This is a genomic window from Streptomyces sp. NBC_00203 (assembly GCF_045206325.1).
Taxonomy (GTDB): domain Bacteria; phylum Actinomycetota; class Actinomycetes; order Streptomycetales; family Streptomycetaceae; genus Streptomyces; species Streptomyces lutosisoli.
Genome location: NZ_CP108126.1, coordinates 6,147,702 through 6,164,162, shown reverse-complemented (window position 1 = coordinate 6,164,162; position 16,461 = coordinate 6,147,702). Strand labels below are relative to the sequence as shown.

Below are 16,461 nucleotides of genomic sequence, written 5' to 3'. Positions count from 1 at the left end.
TGAGGGAGCGGGCCGCTCAGGGCCGCTGCCCCGCCTTGTCGACGACTGCCCGCTCCAGCACGGCGTTGGTGCCGGTGACCGACCCGGCCTTGATGACGCCGTCGCAGACCTGACCCTTGTTGGTCTTGGCGTCCTTGAGAACGACGTCCCGCTCGCCGAGGAAATTCAGCGACTTCTTGTCGAAAATCAGTTCGTCCCGTGAGATCTTGCCCTTGCCGACATACCCGACGGCGATCCCGTGCCGCCCCACGGCGTCCACGGAGTCCTGCACGACGACGATGCCGGGGATCTTCGCGACGGCGCGGTAGAGCGCGGCGCTCACCTTGGGCGGCAGGAAGGTCTCCCGCAGCAGCTCGCCCGCCTGGTCGAAGGCCAGATCCTCGTCGCTGCGCCCCTCACCCGTCTTGTTCTTGTACAGCCACGCGAGCATCTTGTCCGGGTCGGTCGGCAGCTTCTCCAGGTTGCGGTAGAACGTGGCCTGCCGGTAGGTCTTCTTGTCCGCTTCGAGCGGCACCTCACCCAGGAGGTCCGGGTCGCGCAGCAGTCCCGCCCGCTTTCCGTCGACGGCCCTCCACAGTTCCCTGGTGTGCAGCGGCCCGGCGGTGGCAGCTGTGCAGGGGTGCCCCTGGATGCCGTACGCGCTCTTGGTCCTGACATACGTGTACTGGTCGTCGCGGATCTCGCCGGTCTTGGTCTCCGCCGCCGCCAGCGCGATGTTCTCCAGGAGCTGGGCGGCGTCCGTGGCCGCCTCGGCGGTGGACGCCGTGCCGCCCCGCGCGGACGGGGTGCCACTCTGCCCGGACGGCAGCACGACGAAGGTGACGGCCGCGGCGGTAGCGACGGCCGCCGCCGCGATCGCGGGCCGCAGCCACGCGGTGCCTCTGCGCGCGGGCACCCCGGCCCGCCGCTCTTCCTGCGCTGCCTGCTCGTCCTGCCGGATCTCGGTCATCAGATGCTCCTTGAGGAGTCGGTGACGGCCCGGCGGAAGGTCTCGCTCAGGAAATTCGGGAAGTTGGTTCATCGGTTTCCCTCCCTCATGGGCCCGACCGCGGTGGTGCGGTCACCTCTCATCTGTCCGCGCCCCGAGGGCAGTTCCGAAGTTTTCAGATGTTTCGCGAGTTTTGTTCTCGCGCGGGAGAGCCGCGACCGTACGGTGCCGACGGGCACCCCGAGCGCCTCGGCCGCCGCCGCGTAGTCGAGCCCCGACCAGACACAGAGGGCCAGCACCTCCCGCTCGGCCCGCCGCAGTGTCCGCAGGGCCGTGCGTACGAGGGCCAGCTGGGCGGCGTCGTCCAGACGCCCGGCGACCTCGTCGGCGAAGTCGCGCACCGCCTCGTCGCGGGGCAGCCGGGCCACGGCCGCCGCGTGCCTTCGGGCCGCCCGGCGCGTGTTGCGCGTGACGTTGGTGGCGATCCCGAGCAGCCAGGGCCGCAGCGAGCCGCCCTCCTCGTCGGGTCTGTCGCGGAGGCGCCAGGCGTCCAGGAAGGTCAGCGACACCACGTCCTCGGCCTGCGCCCAGTCCCCCGTAAGGCGATAGGCGTGGTTGTAGACGGAGCGCGCGTACGCGTCGAAGAGCTCGCCGAAGGCGTCGTGGTCCCCCGCGCGGATGCGTTTCCTCAAAGTGCTCGGAGTGCTCGGAGTCGTATCCACACCTTCCCCCTGTCCGTACGACGAAGGCCGGTTCCCGTGACTCACGCCACAGGAACCGGCCTCGGCCGAGAAGGACTTACCGGCTAGACACCCGCGTACGAGTGCTTGCCGCTCACGAAGATGTTGACCCCGTAGTAGTTGAAGAGGAAGCAGGCAAAGGCGATCAGCGCGATGTACGCCGCCTTGCGGCCCTTCCAGCCGGCCGTCGCGCGGGCGTGCAGATAGCAGGCGTAGGCGACCCACGTGATGAACGCCCACGTCTCCTTCGGGTCCCAGCCCCAGTAGCGGCCCCAGGCGTCGCCCGCCCAGATCGCGCCCGCGATGATCGTGAAGGTCCACAGCGGGAAGACGGCGGCGTTCACGCGGTACGAGAACTTGTCGAGCGAGGCCGCCGAGGGCAGTCGCTCCATGACGGAGGTCGCGAAGCGGCCGGGCTGGCCGCCGTTCACGAGCTTGTTCTCGTACGAGTCCTTGAAGAGGTACATCAGGGTGCCGACCGCGCCCACGTAGAAGACCGCGCCGCAGATGATCGCCGTCGAGACATGGATGTACAGCCAGTACGAGTGGAGCGCGGGAACCAATTGGTCGCTCGCGGTGTACAAGACAGTGACGGCGAGACCGAGATCGAGGAGGACCGTGGTGACCAGCGGGAGGCCGATCCAGCGGACGTTCTTCTTCAGCGCGAGCAGCACGATGTACACGGCGACGGCGACGGTGGAGAAGGTGATGTTGAACTCGTACATATTGCCCCACGGGGCACGCCGCACCGACGTGGCGCGGGCCACCACACCCGCCGCCTCGACGGCCCACGCGAGCACGGTGAGGGACACGGCGATACGGCCGTAGAGGTCGCCCTGCTCGTCCCCGCCATGCGCACCGGGCCCGTCGGGCACGTCACGCGCGCCGACCGCGGACCGGGTGACGACCTGCGGCCGCTCCAGGACGGTGGTGCCGCCCGCCTTCTTCACCGTGACAGCGGGAGCCGCCTTGGCCTTCGCGCTCTTGTCGTTCTGCGCGGTGAGCGCGTTGGCCGTGCGGGCGACCTTGCTGCGGCTGCCGAAGAGCCACTCGGCGATGTACGCGAAGAACGCCAGCATGTAGACGGCCATCGCGGAGTAGATCAGCGTGTTGCTGATATTGGCGAGGTGTTCGTTGGTGGCCGTGGCCAGCTCGGTTGCGGTGGCGAGAGTCACTTCTCAGGCCCTTCGGCAGGTACGGGGGGTTCGGCGTCGGGGTGCGGTTCGTCTTCGTCTGTTGCGTCTACGGCTGCGGCTGTGGCGGCGTCTGCGGCTTCAGCTTCGTCTTCGTCGGACTTGGTCGGCGCCTGCTCGTGCACCAGCGCGGCCAGGTCGCCGAGTTCCTCGGGCAGCTTCGCGGACTCGCTGCGGCCCAGGCCCGCCATCTCGACGACGGTGACACCGTCGGCGCCGGTGGTGGCCCGCACCCAGACGCGGCGGCGCTGGATGAAGAGCGACCCGGCGAGACCGAAGATCGCGGTGAAGGCCCCGACCAGCGCCCAGTCACTGCCGGGCTGCTGAGTGACCTGGAAGCCGGCCCACTCCTTGATGTCCTTCTCGAAGGTGATCGAGCCGGCGCCGTTCGGCAGCTTCATGGTCTCGCCGGGCAGCAGCCTCTTCTTGAGGATGTCGCCCTTCGAGTCCTTGAACTGCTTCATGTTGGAGGTGTCGAGTTGGTACACGTTCTGCGGGATGCCCGAGTTGACCCCCAGGCTGCCGTGGAAGCCGGACAGCGCGAGCACGGGGAAGTCGAGCGCGGGGAACTGGGAGAACATCGTGCCCTTGCCCGCACCCGCGAAGGTCGGCACGAAGAAGGCGGAGAAGCCGAGCTGTTCGCTGCGCCCCTGCCCGTTCTTGTAGCCGTCCATGACCTTGATGGCGCCCTGCGAGGTGACGTTCGCGTCGAGCGGCAGCATGGGCACGGCCTCGTGGAAGACGACGTTGCCCTTGCCGTCCCGGACGGTGACGACGGGCGCGTAGCCGTGGCTGACGAGGTAGACCTTCGAGTCGCCGATCTTCAGCGGCTCGTTGACCTTGACGGTGGTCTTCTTCGCCTTGCCGTAGGCGCCCACGCTGTAGGTGAGGTCCGCCTGGAAGGTGCGCGGGGTGCCCTTGTTGGGGCCGGTCCGCTCGTACGTCGCGGTGAACTGCTTGAGGTTGAAGCTGAACGGCGTGAGGTCGTCGTTGCTGAAGAGGTTGCCCGACTTGAAGTCGTCGTACTGCGACAGCGTGTTGGAGAAGCCGCCGCCCTCGACGATCAGCTTGTTGCCCTCGGACTTGAAGAGCTGGCCCCAGGCGAAGGCGACGAGCATCACGATCAGCGCGATATGGAAGAGCAGGTTGCCGGTCTCGCGCAGGTAGCCCTTCTCGGCGGCGACGGCGTCCCCGGCGACATGCGCCCGGAAGCGGCGCTGCTTGAGCACCTTGAGGGCGGCCTCACGGACCTGCTCGGGCTCGGCGTCGGTGCGCCAGGTCGCGTACGCGGGCAGCCGGGTCAGCCGCTTCGGGGCGCCCGGCGGACGGCCGCGCAGCTGCCCCACGAACTGCCAGGTGCGGGGCACGATGCAGCCGATGAGCGAGACGAAGAGAAGGATGTAGATCGCCGAGAACCAGACCGAGCTGTAGACGTGGAACAGCCCGAGCTTGTCGTAGACCGGCCCCAGCAGGCTGTGCGCGTCCTTGAAGTCCGCCACCTTCTGGGCGTCGGTCCCGGACTGCGGGATCAGCGAGCCGGGGATCGCGCCGAGCGACAGCAGGAAGAGCAGGATCAGCGCGACCCGCATGGAGGTGAGCTGCCGCCAGAACCAGCGGGCCCAGCCGATGACCTCACGCCCGGTCCAGGCGATCCATCCCTTGGCACCGGGGGCCCGGGCACCACCGAAGGATCCGGGCATCGCGGTGTCCACCGGCGCGGTGGAGAGCTGCGAACCGGCTTCGCCGAGCTCGCCGTCGGCGCTCACGCCGATGTGCCGTTTGGGGGCCGCCGCCGGTTCCGTCGCCTGGCCGGTGTCGTCCGCCGTCTCGTCGGCGCCGTCCGTCGTCCGGCCGGTGTCAGTCGTGCTCATGGATCAGATCCCTACCGTGAAGCCGTCGGACCAGGTCTGCATCTCCTGCACGATGCTGTCCCACGCACCGGTCAGCAGCAGCAGGCCGGTCGCGATCATCATGCCGCCGCCGATCCGCATCACCCACGTGTAGTGGCGCTTGACCCAGCCGAAGGCGCCGAGCGCCTTGCGGAAGGCGACCGCGGCGAGGACGAAGGGGATGCCGAGACCGAGGCAGTACGCGACGGTCAGTATGGCCCCTCGCCCGGCGCCCGCCTGGGTCATCGCGAGACCCTGCACGGAGGCGAGGGTCGGGCCGATGCAGGGGGTCCAGCCGATCCCGAAGAGCGCGCCCAGTATCGGAGCGCCCGCGAGTCCGGCCACCGGCCGCTTGTGGAAGCGGAATTCGCGCTGGGTGAGCCAGGGCATCAGCCCCATGAAGAAGACGCCCATGAGGATCATGAGCCCGCCGAGCACCTTGGACAGCGTCTCCTGGTGCTCGTGCAGGGTCGAGCCGAAGTACCCGAAGAGCGCCCCGCCGGAGACGAACACGACGGTGAAGCCGAGCACGAACAGGCTGGCGCCCGCCGCCATCCGCCCCCGTCTGGCCTCGGCCAGATCGGTGCCGCTGACCCCGGTGACGTACGAGAGGTAGCCGGGTACCAGCGGCAGCACGCACGGCGAGAAGAAGGAGACGAGTCCGCCGAGCATGGCGATCGGCAGGGCGATCAGCAGCGCGCCGCTGTAGACCGTCTCGTTCCTGCCGGTGGACTCGGCCAGGGTCATGGCGAGAAGGGACACGTCAGGTCACTTCTCCGCGAGGACGGGGTTGAGCATCTTGCGCAGGGTCTCCTCGCTGAGCGCCTGCAGCGTCCGGGCGGCGACCTTGCCGTTCCGGTCGATGATGAGCGTGGAGGGGATCAGCTGCGGGTTCAGCGTGCCCTTCTTGAAGCGGAGCATCAGCTTGCCCGTCGGGTCGTACAGGCTCGGGTAGGTGACCCCGAACTCCTTCTCGAACGCCACGGCCGGACTGGTGCTGGTGTCGCGGGTGTTGATCCCGACGAACTGCACGCCCTGGTCCTTGGTGTCCTGGTAGACCCTCTCGAGGTTCTTGGCCTCGGCGCGGCACGGCCCGCACCAGGAGCCCCAGACGTTGACGACTACGACCTTGCCCTTGTAGTCGGCGACATCGAGCTGCTTGCCGTCGATGGTCTTGCCGGAGAGGTCGGGGACGGCGTCCCGGTCCCCCTTGGAGGCGGTGTCGATGCCGTTCTTGCCGGCGATGAAGTTGGTGTTGCCCGCTCCTCCGGAGGTTCCCCCGGAACCACACGCGGACAGGACGAGCGCCGCGACGGCGGCCCCGGCGGTGAGCAGGGCGGCGCGGCTACGAGAGGTGCGGTTCGGGCGCTGGTCGGCGCGGCAGGCGGCACTCATGTGAAAAGTTTCGCATGCCCGTTTCGGGGATCTTCCGCACCCCCCTTGCGGGCGGAAACCCGCATATCAGGCGGCCTGCCCACCGGGGGCTCAAGCGGCCTGTCCACCCAGGTAGGACTTCCAGCCGCCGGCCGGTTCCTGGCCCACGTCCATCGACTGAAGCCTGGTCAGCACCTCGGGCTTCTGCACGTCCAGCCAGTCCACGAACTGCCGGAAGGAGACAAGGCGCACGTCGGCACCCTTCTCCTTCTCGCGCGCGATGTGCTTGAACGCTTCCTCGACGGCGTCCATGTAGATGCCGCCGTTCCACTGCTCGAAGTGGTTGCCGATGAAGAAGGGTGCGCGATTTGTCTCGTATGCCCGCTTGAATCCGGCGATGTAGGACTGGGTCGCCTGGGTGCGCCAGGCCGGGTAGTTGTACGAGGGCGCCCTGGTCGTGTTGATCGACTGGTTGGCGAGGATGTTGTAGTCCATCGAGAGCACCTCGAAGGAGTGCCCGGGGAACGGCATCGCCTGGAGCGGCAGGTCCCACACGCCCTGGTTCTTCTGCGGCCAGCGCTGGCGGCCGCCGGGCGAGGAGGCGTCGTAGCGCCAGCCGAGTTCCTTGGCGGTGGGCAGCAGGTTGTTCTGGCCGAGCAGACACGGGGTGCGGCCGCCGATGAGCTCCTTCTCGTAGTCGAAGGGCAGCGCGGGCATGTCGGTCCAGCCAGTGTTGGTGCGCCACTCCTTCACGAAGGACTTCGCCTGGTCGATCTCACTGCGCCATTGCGCGGGCGTCCAGTTGGCGACCGTGCCGTAGCCGGAGCAGAAGTGGCCGTTGAAGTGCGTGCCGATCTCGTGGCCGTCGAGCCAGGCCTGGCGGACGCCCTTCAGCGTCGCCTTGATGTGCTCGTCGGTGAGATAACCGATGTCCGAGGCGCCCTTGGGGTTATTGGGCGGCAAGTACATGCGCTTTTTCGACTCGGGCAGCAGATAGAGCCCGGAGAGAAAGAACGTCATGTGGGCTTCGTGGTCTTTGGCGAGTTCGAGAAAACGGTCGAAGAGACCGGTCCCGACCTCTCCGGCCCCGTCCCAGGAGAAGATCACGAACTGCGGAGGGGTCTCGCCGGGCTCCAGCGGCTCGGGCCGCTTCGGCTGATGGGGCTGCTTGCCGGTGTAGGAGGTGGAGCCGTCACCGAGGGGACGCGCGGGGTTCTTCGGGGCGCCGGGCCGGCCGCTGCTGGAACCGCTGCCCCGGCTCGGACCGTCTAGCGAAGCGGTACCGCACGCGGCAAGTCCCAGCGTGGCCGCGGCACCTGCCCCGAGGCCGATCATTCCCCTCCGGCTGATGTCCCGCATGCGGTCCCCATCTCATCGCGCCCTCTCAGCTGGCTCCCAGCTGGCACCCAATGAGAGGGCCCGACGAAGACGGGGGTTCCGTCAAACTCGCGCAGATTTATATGATTTTACGAAGATACGCTCGGATGACATGACTGCATACGCTTTGTGACGGGGCGTACGCCGGTCAGTGCGCCAGTCAGTACACCGGTCAGTAAGCCCATCAGATAGCGGCCTATTCAGGCCCCGAACGCCTTGTCCTTCCCCTTCACCGGCTTGGCGCCCGCGAGGAGATGGGCCGGGACGAGATCGCGGGCGGGCTCGGTGTAGCCCACGGAAACGATCTTGTCGCCGCGGTAGGTGAAGGTCGTCAGGGACGCCAGCGTGCACTGCCGCTTGCGCGGGTCGTGCCACAGCCGCCGCTTCTCCACGAAGGACCGCACGATCCAGATCGGCAGCTGATGGCTGACCAGCACCGCTTCATGCCCGCGGGCGGCGTCCTTGGCCGCCTCCAGCGCCCCCATCATCCGTACGACCTGATCGACGTACGGCTCGCCCCACGACGGCTTGAACGGGTTGACGAGGTGCTTCCAGTTCTCCGGCCGCCGCAGCGCGCCGTCGCCCACCCCGAAGGTCTTGCCCTGGAAGACGTTGTCGGCCTCGATGAGCCGGCCGTCCGTCGCGAGGTCGAGACCATGCGCCTTGGCGATCGGGGTGGCCGTCTCCTGCGCCCGCTCCAGCGGCGAGGCGACGACATGCGTGACGTCGCGCGACGCGAGGTGCTCGGCGACCCGGTCGGCCATCTGCCGCCCCAGCTCGGACAGGTGATACCCGGGCAGCCGCCCGTACAGCACCCCGTCCGGGTTGGCGACCTCGCCGTGCCGCATCACGTGGACGACGGTGATGGCGCTGTTGTCGGTGGTGTCGATGGTCTCACTCATGCCGTGGCCTCCGCCGCTGCCCGTGCCGCCGCCGGAAGGGCGTCGGCGATCCGCTGAACCGCCTGCTCGTCGTGTGCCGTCGACACGAACCACGACTCGAACGAGGACGGCGGCAGATACACGCCCTGCGCCAGCATCGAGTGGAAGAACGCGGTGTACCGGAAGGACTCCTGCCCCTTCGCGTCCTCGTAGTCGCGCACCTGACGCCCGGTGAAGAACACCGAGAACATGTTGGAGGCGTTCTGCAGCCGGTGCGCCACGCCCTCCTTGGTGAGCGCCTCGGTCACCAGCGTCCGGATCCGCTCCGACACCGCGTCGACCTTCGCGTACGCGGCGTCGTCGAGCAGCCGCAGCTGGGCGAGCCCGGCGGCGGTGGCGACGGGGTTACCCGACAGCGTGCCCGCCTGGTACACCGGCCCCGCCGGAGCCAGGTGGGCCATGACGTCCTTGCGGCCACCGAAGGCGGCGGCGGGGAAGCCACCGCCCATGACCTTGCCGAAGGTCATGAGATCCGGACGTACGCCATCGATCCCATACCAACCGGCCTTGCTGGTACGGAAGCCCGTCATGACCTCGTCGGAGATGAACAGGGCGCCGTTCTTGGCGCAGGCGTCCTTGAGCCCCTGGTTGAACCCGGGCGCGGGAGGCACCACACCCATGTTGCCGGGCGAGGCCTCGGTGATCACACAGGCGATCTCACCGGGGTGCGCGTGGAAGGCGGCGTGCACGGCTTCGAGATCGTTGTAGGGAAGGACGATGGTGTCGCCGGCCTGGGCCCCGGTGACGCCGGGGGTGTCGGGCAGGGCGAACGTGGCCAGGCCGCTGCCCGCCGCGGCGAGCAGCGAGTCCACATGCCCGTGGTAGCAGCCGGCGAACTTGATCACCTTCGCCCGCTGGGTGAACCCGCGGGCGAGCCGGATCGCGGACATGGTCGCCTCGGTGCCGCTGGAGACCAGCCGGACCTGCTCGACGGGCTCGACACGCGCGACGATCTCCTCGGCGAGGGCGACCTCACCCTCACCGGGCGTACCGAAGGACGTACCGCGGGAGACGGCGTCCTGGACGGCGGCGATGACCTCGGGGTGGGAGTGCCCGAGGATCATGGGCCCCCAGGAACAGACGAGGTCCACGTACTCACGGCCGTCGGCGTCGGTCAGGTACGGACCGGTACCGGACACCATGAACCGGGGCGTACCGCCCACGGCGCGGAAGGCGCGTACGGGAGAGTTCACGCCGCCGGGTGTGACGGCCGCCGCACGGTCGAACAGCGACTGCGAGGCTGGGGCTTCGTAGGGATAAGGCAGTTCTGTCATGACCTGCGACGTCTCCGACTCCGGGGGGCTAGTGACCTCCTCAGGGTAGGCCAGCGGCTCCGGGCGGCCGTGAGCGGAAGAGTGCGGCACCATGACCGGAAGCATCCGCCGCCGTGACCGGAAGAGCACGGGACCGTGAACGGACGATCCCGGCGCGACGTACGGCTCCTCATACGAGGAGTCGTACGGCTCCTCGTACGGAAGATCCCGGCCATCGCGGGGGCCGGTGGACCGATGCCCGGTACGACAACCGGGCGCGGTTCCCCGGCCATCTGCGAAACTGGGACCGCGTACGGACAGCTCACATGAATCATGGGTGTTCAGAGGCCGCGAAGATCCTGCGGACAGGTGTTTCAGCGCACGTTTCGGCGTGCGGCCGTGGGGGAGGTCACTGTCACGATGATCGGGTTGCGTGGCGGGGGTCGCGCGCCTTAGAAAAGCAGTCGGGTGGAGATATGCATCGCGGTGGCGGACTGGGCGAGGGGACCGATGACCTCGGTCCTCGGCGTGCCCGGCGGGGAAAGCACCGGCGCGAGGCGGAGGAAGCGGCCGAGACCCGGGCCGGACAGACACAAGGATCGCAGGGTGGTGACGCCGAGCGGCTCGACCGCACGGTCGACCGGCTGCGGGCGGGGAGCGGGAATGGTGGCCGGGTGGGGGTGACGTACAAATACTTCGGCGCGCCGGATGGAGCGACGGCAGCCCGCGTCCCGATCTCCATGCGCCCCGAGGAACTCGGCGGCGACGAGCTCGGCATGAACGGAATGTTCACCAAGATCAAGCCGGAGACGATGGCCGCGATGGTCCTCACCGGCATAGAAGGCGTCCCCCTCCACAAGGTGCCCCCGCTCGAACTGGTCGTCCTCCACCCCGACTACGCCGTGGTCAAGCTCCCCATGACCGTCGTGGACCCCCTGCGCGGAATCGGCGAGGAGGCCGTCGGCGCGGCCGCCTTCATCTGGTCCACCGTGCCGGACCGGGGCGGCCCCCGGGACGCCTTCAACGTCTACCAGCTCCTCCACGAGTGGCAGGATTTCAGCCATCGTCTGCATGAGGCGGGGCATCAGCCGTACTGCCTGGTCTGGCCCTGATCCCGACACGAGTCCAGGACGGAGCCAGGCACCATGACCTCTCCCCGCAGTGACGACACCGGCGGCAGCGCCGCCCACCCATTAGCGATCGACACGAGCAAGCCCCACCCGGCCCGGATGTACGACTACTTCCTCGGCGGGAAGGACCACTACGAGGTCGACCGGCAAGCCGCCGAGCAGTTCATCAAGGTGGCACCGGAGGTTCGGGACGGCGTGCGCGCCAACCGCCGCTTCATGCACCGCGCCGTCCGGCACGTCGTCGCGGAGGGCGGTATCCGGCAGATCCTCGACGTGGGGACGGGCCTGCCCACCGAGCCCAACGTGCACCAGATCGCGCATGCCATCGCTCCCGGGACCCGCGTCGTCTACGTCGACAACGATCCGATCGTCAGCGCCCACGCGACGGCCCTCATGAATGGCACCGACAGCACCCTCACCTCCGTCGTCCTGGCCGACCTGCGCGATCCCCGCGCCCTCCTCGACCACCCCGAGGTGCGCAAGGCCATCGACTTCGGCCGGCCGGTGGCGCTGCTGCTGGTGGCCGTCGTGCACTTCCTCTCCGACGCGGAGGACCCGGACGGCATCGTGGCCACCCTCCGCGACGCGCTGCCCACCGGTTCCTACCTCGTCCTGTCGCACGCGACGGGCGACATCCACGAGGACCGGCGCGAGGACGCGGCGTCCGTCTACAACAAGGCCACCGCCACCCTGAACCTCCGCACCCACGACCGGGTCCAGGACTTCTTCGGCGACTTCACCCTCGTCGCCCCGGGCCTGGTCCAGGTCCCGGACTGGCGCCCCGACGAGCCCCCGGAGCGCGACGCCCCGCCGATCGGTATCTACGGCGGAGTGGCCCGCAAGAACGGCTGACCGGCCGGAAGAACCGTCGGCCCGATCCCGCCCCCGCCCCCGCCCCTGCCCCTGCCCCTGCCCCTGCCCCTGCCCCTGCTCAACGCTCGCTCTCGTCGCCGTAGAAGCGGCCCGCGTCGCACAGGGCGTCGATCTCCGCGTTCTCTTCCTCGCTCAGCTGCGCGTCCAGCGCGACGTCGATGAAGCGTCGGGCGCGGGACAGCCGCCGGGCGACATCCCAGTCGAGGACGAAGGTGCCGACGGTGTGCTCGTCGGCGGTGCCGGACGCCATGCGGGATCCGAGCCGGTCGAGGGAGACGACGAACTCGTTCAGGTCCTGGAGGACCGTGACGACCTCGTCGAGGGGGATGCGGATCTCACGGGAGGTCACAGCCAGCCGTTCCTCTTGAACCCTCGGTGGATGACGAAAGAGGCCGTCGCGATGACTGCGAGGGCGAGCGGGTAGCCGTAGCGCCAGTGGAGTTCGGGCATGTGGTCGAAGTTCATGCCGTAGACGCCACAGACCATGGTCGGTACGGCGATGATCGCGGCCCACGCGGTGATCTTCCGCATGTCCTCGTTCTGGGCGACGGTCACCTGGGCGAGGTGCGCCTGGAGGATGGAGTCGAGCAGGGCGTCGAAGGCGGCGAGCTGCTCGGTGACGCGGGCCAGGTTGCCGGCGACGTCGCGGAAGTACGCCTGTATCTCGGGGGCGATCGCGCGCCCCGGGTCGGTGGCCAGCAGCTGGAGGGGGCGGGCCAGGGGTGCCACCGCCCGCTTGAGTTCCAGGAGTTCGCGCTTGAGCTGGTAGATGCGGCCGGCGTCCGCGCTGCGGGGGCTGCGGGGTGAGAAGACGTCCGTCTCCACCTGCTCCAGGTCGTTCTGGACGGCGTCGGTGACGGTCAGGTAGTCGTCGACGACATGGTCGGCGATGGCGTGCAGCACCGCGGCCGGGCCCTTGGCCAGCTGGCTCGGATCGGCTTCGAGGCCCTCCCTCAGCGGACCGAGGGAGCCGTGCCGTCCGTGCCGTACGGTCACCACGAAGTCGGGGCCCGCGAAGACCATGATCTCGCCGGTGTCGACGACCTCGCTGGTCTCGGTGAGTTCGGCGTGTTCGACGTAGGTCACCGACTTGAAGACGGCGAACAGGACGTCGCCGTACTGCACGACCTTCGGCCGCTGGTGGGCGTGGACCGCGTCCTCGACGGCGATCGGGTGCAGCCCGAACAACTCGGCGACCCGAGCGAACTCCGTCTCGGTGGGTTCGTGCAGCCCCAGCCAGACGAAGCCGTGACCGCCGCGACCGCCGCGACCGCGAACCCGGGCGACGGACTCCTCGACGCTGGGCTCGGCCTCCTGGCGCTTGCCGTCGCGGTAGATGACGCAGTTGACCACCGTGGAGCCGAGCGGGGAGCGGGCCGGGTGGCTGAGGTCCACCCGGCGTCCCCGCCCCCGTGCCAGACGGGCGACTTTGCGCAGGTTGTCGACCATCGACATGCGGTACTCCTTGAGCGGGGTGCGGCCAGCCAGTGTGCCAGGAAGGGGTAAGGACGACGTCAACGCCCATCCCGGCGGCCGTAGGCCGCCCGGCTCACAGGCTCAGCCGGTACGGCACCACGCACACCACGACGTCGGTACGGGCCCGCAGCGCGGCCGCCAGCAGGAGGCCGCGCTGGTTCTGGAGGATCTGGTAGCGGCGGTGGCGGGGCTCGACCTCCGGGATGAGGACGGCGATCTGCCGTCCCCCTTCCGCCGCCCGCTGCACGTACTCGACGATCGGCTGAACGAGCGAGCGCTGCGGGCTGTCGATGACGTCCAGCCGTACGCCCGGGTCCCAGCGGTCCCAACTCTCCTTCAGGGCACGGGCCCTGGCGGGATTTCCGTGTACGGCGACCGCGACGACCTCGTGGCCGAGGGCACCGGCGGCCGTCAGCGCGAGCTGGGTGAGCTTGCTGACCTCGCCGACCGGAACGATGACGAGGGAGTCGGTGACCCGCGGCGGTGGTGGGACCTCGCCGAGCCCGAGCTCCCGGCCGACCGCCGTGTAGTAGCGCTGGACGCGGGCGAACAGCAGCATCAGCAGCGGAATGGCGACGACCACCACCCAGGCCCCCTCCAGGAACTTGGTGGTCAGCAGGACCAGGCCCGCCACCGCGGTCAGCACCGCGCCCAGCCCGTTGAGCAGCGCGCGCCGCACCCAGCCGGGCGGCCGTTCCCCCGCCCAGTGCCGTACGAGCCCGATCTGGCTGATGGTGAAGCCGATGAACACGCCGATCGCGAAGAGCGGGATCATGCGGTGGGTGTCGGCGTCGACCGCGATCAGCAGCAGCGCGGCCAGCAGGCCGAGGGCGACGACTCCCCAGCGGTACACCGGCCGTTCCGTGCGCAGACCGAAGAGGTGCGGCAGCCGGTGGTCCCTGGCGAGCAGGCTCATCAGGACGGGCAGGCCGCCGAAGCTGGTGTTGGCGGCGAAGGCGAGCGCGAGGGTGACGATGAGATTGGTCGCGTAGTACGGCCATCCCGTGCCGTACGAGCCCGCCGTGAGCTGCGCGAGTACGGTCACGCCGCCGCGCGGGGCCACATGGTCCCGGACGATCAGCACGGCGAGCCCGATCAGCATCAGCCCGAGCAGCGCGCCCAGCATCAGCTCGGTGCGCTGGGCCCGTCTGACGCGCGGCTCGCGGAAGCTGGGCACACCGTTGGCGATGGCCTCGACCCCGGTGAGCGCGGAGCAGCCGGAGGAGAAGGCCTTGAGGAGCACGAAGACGCCCAACGCCTCGGTGGCGTGGACGGGTTGGGCGGTGCCCACGACGGCCGCCGGATGGGTGCGCAGCAGCCCGAGCACCACGATCCCGAGGATGCTCACGATGAACAGCGCGGTCGGCAGCATCAGCACCCGGGCGCTCTCGGCCACGCCCCGCAGGTTCACCGCCGTGAGCAGCGCGAGCCCGGCGAGACACATCTCCAGCAGGTACGAGCCGAGGGAGGGGAAGGCGGACGCGAGACTGGCCGCGCCCGCCGCCAGGCTGACGGTCACCGTCAGCACGTAGTCGACGACGAGACTGGCCGCCGCGAGCAGACTGACCGTCGGCCCGATGTCCTTCTTGGCCACGGCGTACGCGCCACCCCCGTCCGGATGAACGGCGATCACCTGTCCGTACGACACGACGAGCACCGCCAGCAGCGCGGCGATGACCAGCGTGACCGGCAGCGTGGCGGTCAGCGCGCTCGTTCCGGCGGTGATCAGCACGAGCACGATCGCCTCGGGGCCGTACGCCACCGAGCTCAACGCGTCCAGCGACAGCGCGGCGAGCCCTTCGAGGCTGGTGAGGTGGGACCGGTCGCCCTCCCCGTGCCGCAGCGGAACTCTCGGCCGCAGTTCGCGGCGGGCCAGGCCGTACGCCATCGAAAACCTCGCGGTGCAGGGGGCGGGGGGTTGGGGGTTGAGGGTTGGGGCGGGGGCTGCTTCGAGGTCAGTGTGACCGGCTCCCGGTGGTGCGGGACGGCAAGGACGCGCCAAGGACGCGAGCACTCCGGGAAGGTTCGGGAAGGTTCGGAGGGGTTCAGGAAGGGGGCGACTCCCCTTACTCCAGGCGGACCTGACGCTCCCTCGTGCGGGCACTCGTGTCGCGACCGATCGGGTTGTGCCGACGGCGTGGCGCGGACCCGGGACGCGACTGCTGAGCTATGGCGAAACACCAGGTCAGAGGGGATCTGACGACCCCCGGGCGAGCGAGGGAAGGCCAAGTGAGCGTGACCTCAGTGGTGCGCCAGGTGCGCGGCTCGAGTGGTGCGCGGGGCGGGACGGCCTGACGGTGGATCACGTCGGGGTCGGGTTCTCTTGAGCTGATGCGGTATCAGCGGCCCGGCTGCGACGGAAGGACTCCGACGATGCGATCTGCCCGCATGCTCCTCGCCACCGCGACGGCTACGGCCGCCCTCGCGATCGCCGCTCCTGGCGCCCACGCCGTGACGGCGGGCGACTGGGGTGGTGACGATGACTCTTCCTACAGCAAGGAGCACGACAAGGACAGCGACCACGACAAGGACAGCGACCACGGCAAGCCGAACGGCGGTATGCACACGGGTGGCGGCGCGCTGACCGCCATCAAGGGCGACGACTGGACCAAGGGGGACGACGAGAAGAAGGACGACTCGGACTCCGACCACGGCAAGGGCAAGGGCGACGACGACTCCGAGCACGGCAAGGACGACTCCGGCTCCGACCACGGCAAGCCCAGCGGCGGCATGCACACCGGCGGCGGCTTCCTCACCTTCGTGAACGGTGACGACTGGACCAAGGGCGACGACGAGAAGAAGGACGACTCGGACTCCGACCACGGCAAGGGCAAGGGCGACGACGACTCCGAGCACGGCAAGGGCAAGGACGACTCCGACTCGGACCACGGCAAGCCCAGCGGTGGCATGCACACGGGTGGCGGCGCGCTGACCGCCATCAAGGGCGACGACTGGTCCAAGGACGACGGCGGTGACAAGAAGTTCGACCCGGAGACCTACAAGAACGACTCGGACTCCGACCACGGCAAGGGCAAGGACGACTCGGACTCCGGTTACAGCAAGGGCAAGGACGACTCGGACTCCGGCTACAGCAAGGGCAAGGACGACTCCGACTCCGACTACGGCAAGCCCAGCGGCGGCATGCACACGGGTGGCGGCGGGCTCGCCTCGCCGGGTCTCACGGCCGGTGGGCTGGCGGTCCTGGCGCTCGGTGCGGCCGGTGCGTACGCGGTGCGTCGCAGGAACGCGGAGGGCGGTGTGTCCTGACCCATGCCTGACGACATAGC

Annotated in this window: 15 protein-coding genes; 3 read left to right on the top strand and 12 right to left on the bottom strand. The window is 69.2% G+C overall.

The features are described 5' to 3' along the window. Positions 1–16: 16 nt before the first annotated feature. The 9 genes from OG975_RS27575 to hemL all read right to left on the bottom strand — a co-directional run bounded on the left by OG975_RS27575 (position 17) and on the right by hemL (position 9,716). Complete coding sequence (locus tag OG975_RS27575) at positions 17–1,021, bottom strand: CU044_5270 family protein (protein WP_406332068.1); 1,005 nt, start codon at positions 1,019–1,021, stop codon at positions 17–19. Next, positions 1,018–1,620 (bottom strand): RNA polymerase sigma factor, encoded by a 603-nt coding sequence (locus tag OG975_RS27570; protein ID WP_406336495.1) that lies wholly within the window; start codon positions 1,618–1,620, stop codon positions 1,018–1,020. Before OG975_RS27570 ends, OG975_RS27575 begins: the two co-directional genes overlap by 4 nt. A 113-nt stretch (positions 1,621–1,733) precedes the next feature. Then, positions 1,734–2,843: a c-type cytochrome biogenesis protein CcsB gene (gene ccsB, locus OG975_RS27565; RefSeq protein ID WP_330306519.1), complete on the bottom strand. Its 1,110-nt coding sequence runs from the start codon at positions 2,841–2,843 to the stop codon at positions 1,734–1,736. Continuing rightward, a complete protein-coding gene (locus OG975_RS27560) occupies positions 2,840–4,732 on the bottom strand; it encodes a cytochrome c biogenesis protein ResB (protein WP_406332067.1) in 1,893 nt (630 codons plus the stop codon). The genes ccsB and OG975_RS27560 overlap by 4 nt, the downstream gene beginning before the upstream one ends. Positions 4,733–4,735: 3 nt before the next feature. Next, positions 4,736–5,497, bottom strand: coding sequence for a cytochrome c biogenesis protein CcdA (locus tag OG975_RS27555; protein WP_327435150.1), 762 nt, complete (start codon positions 5,495–5,497; stop codon positions 4,736–4,738). Positions 5,498–5,518: 21 nt separating this feature from the next. After that, positions 5,519–6,145 carry a TlpA family protein disulfide reductase gene (locus OG975_RS27550; protein WP_406332066.1) on the bottom strand — a complete coding sequence of 209 codons (627 nt, stop codon included), beginning with the start codon at positions 6,143–6,145 and terminating at the stop codon, positions 5,519–5,521. Positions 6,146–6,235: 90 nt separating this feature from the next. Further along, a complete protein-coding gene (locus tag OG975_RS27545) occupies positions 6,236–7,483 on the bottom strand; it encodes a hypothetical protein (RefSeq protein WP_406332065.1) in 1,248 nt (415 codons plus the stop codon). 218 nt (positions 7,484–7,701) lie between these two features. Further along, positions 7,702–8,403, bottom strand: coding sequence for a histidine phosphatase family protein (locus tag OG975_RS27540; protein ID WP_406332064.1), 702 nt, complete (start codon positions 8,401–8,403; stop codon positions 7,702–7,704). Then, the gene (hemL, locus tag OG975_RS27535) at positions 8,400–9,716 is read right to left on the bottom strand and encodes a glutamate-1-semialdehyde 2,1-aminomutase (protein ID WP_381246995.1); all 1,317 of its coding nucleotides are present in this window, start codon (positions 9,714–9,716) and stop codon (positions 8,400–8,402) included. Before hemL ends, OG975_RS27540 begins: the two co-directional genes overlap by 4 nt. 455 nt (positions 9,717–10,171) lie before the next feature. Here hemL and OG975_RS27530 point away from each other — a divergent pair, with 455 nt between their 5' ends. Together OG975_RS27530 and OG975_RS27525 are read left to right on the top strand one after the other, a co-directional pair. Continuing rightward, the gene (locus OG975_RS27530) at positions 10,172–10,807 is read left to right on the top strand and encodes a hypothetical protein (protein WP_406332063.1); all 636 of its coding nucleotides are present in this window, start codon (positions 10,172–10,174) and stop codon (positions 10,805–10,807) included. A 33-nt stretch (positions 10,808–10,840) separates the two neighbouring features. Beyond that, a complete protein-coding gene (locus OG975_RS27525; protein WP_406332062.1) occupies positions 10,841–11,677 on the top strand; it encodes an SAM-dependent methyltransferase in 837 nt (278 codons plus the stop codon). Between the two features lie 79 nt (positions 11,678–11,756). Here OG975_RS27525 and OG975_RS27520 read toward each other — a convergent pair whose 3' ends face one another. The 3 genes from OG975_RS27520 to OG975_RS27510 form a co-directional block, all read right to left on the bottom strand. After that, on the bottom strand, positions 11,757–12,047 hold the full coding sequence (locus tag OG975_RS27520; protein WP_406332061.1) for a hypothetical protein: 291 nt from the start codon (positions 12,045–12,047) through the stop codon (positions 11,757–11,759). Then, positions 12,044–13,153, bottom strand: coding sequence for a magnesium and cobalt transport protein CorA (locus tag OG975_RS27515; RefSeq protein WP_406332060.1), 1,110 nt, complete (start codon positions 13,151–13,153; stop codon positions 12,044–12,046). Before OG975_RS27515 ends, OG975_RS27520 begins: the two co-directional genes overlap by 4 nt. Before the next feature lie 94 nt (positions 13,154–13,247). Further along, on the bottom strand, positions 13,248–15,062 hold the full coding sequence (locus tag OG975_RS27510) for an APC family permease (RefSeq protein WP_406332058.1): 1,815 nt from the start codon (positions 15,060–15,062) through the stop codon (positions 13,248–13,250). 485 nt (positions 15,063–15,547) lie between these two features. Here OG975_RS27510 and OG975_RS27505 point away from each other — a divergent pair, with 485 nt between their 5' ends. After that, a complete protein-coding gene (locus tag OG975_RS27505) occupies positions 15,548–16,441 on the top strand; it encodes a hypothetical protein (RefSeq protein ID WP_406332057.1) in 894 nt (297 codons plus the stop codon). Positions 16,442–16,461 lie beyond the last annotated feature (20 nt).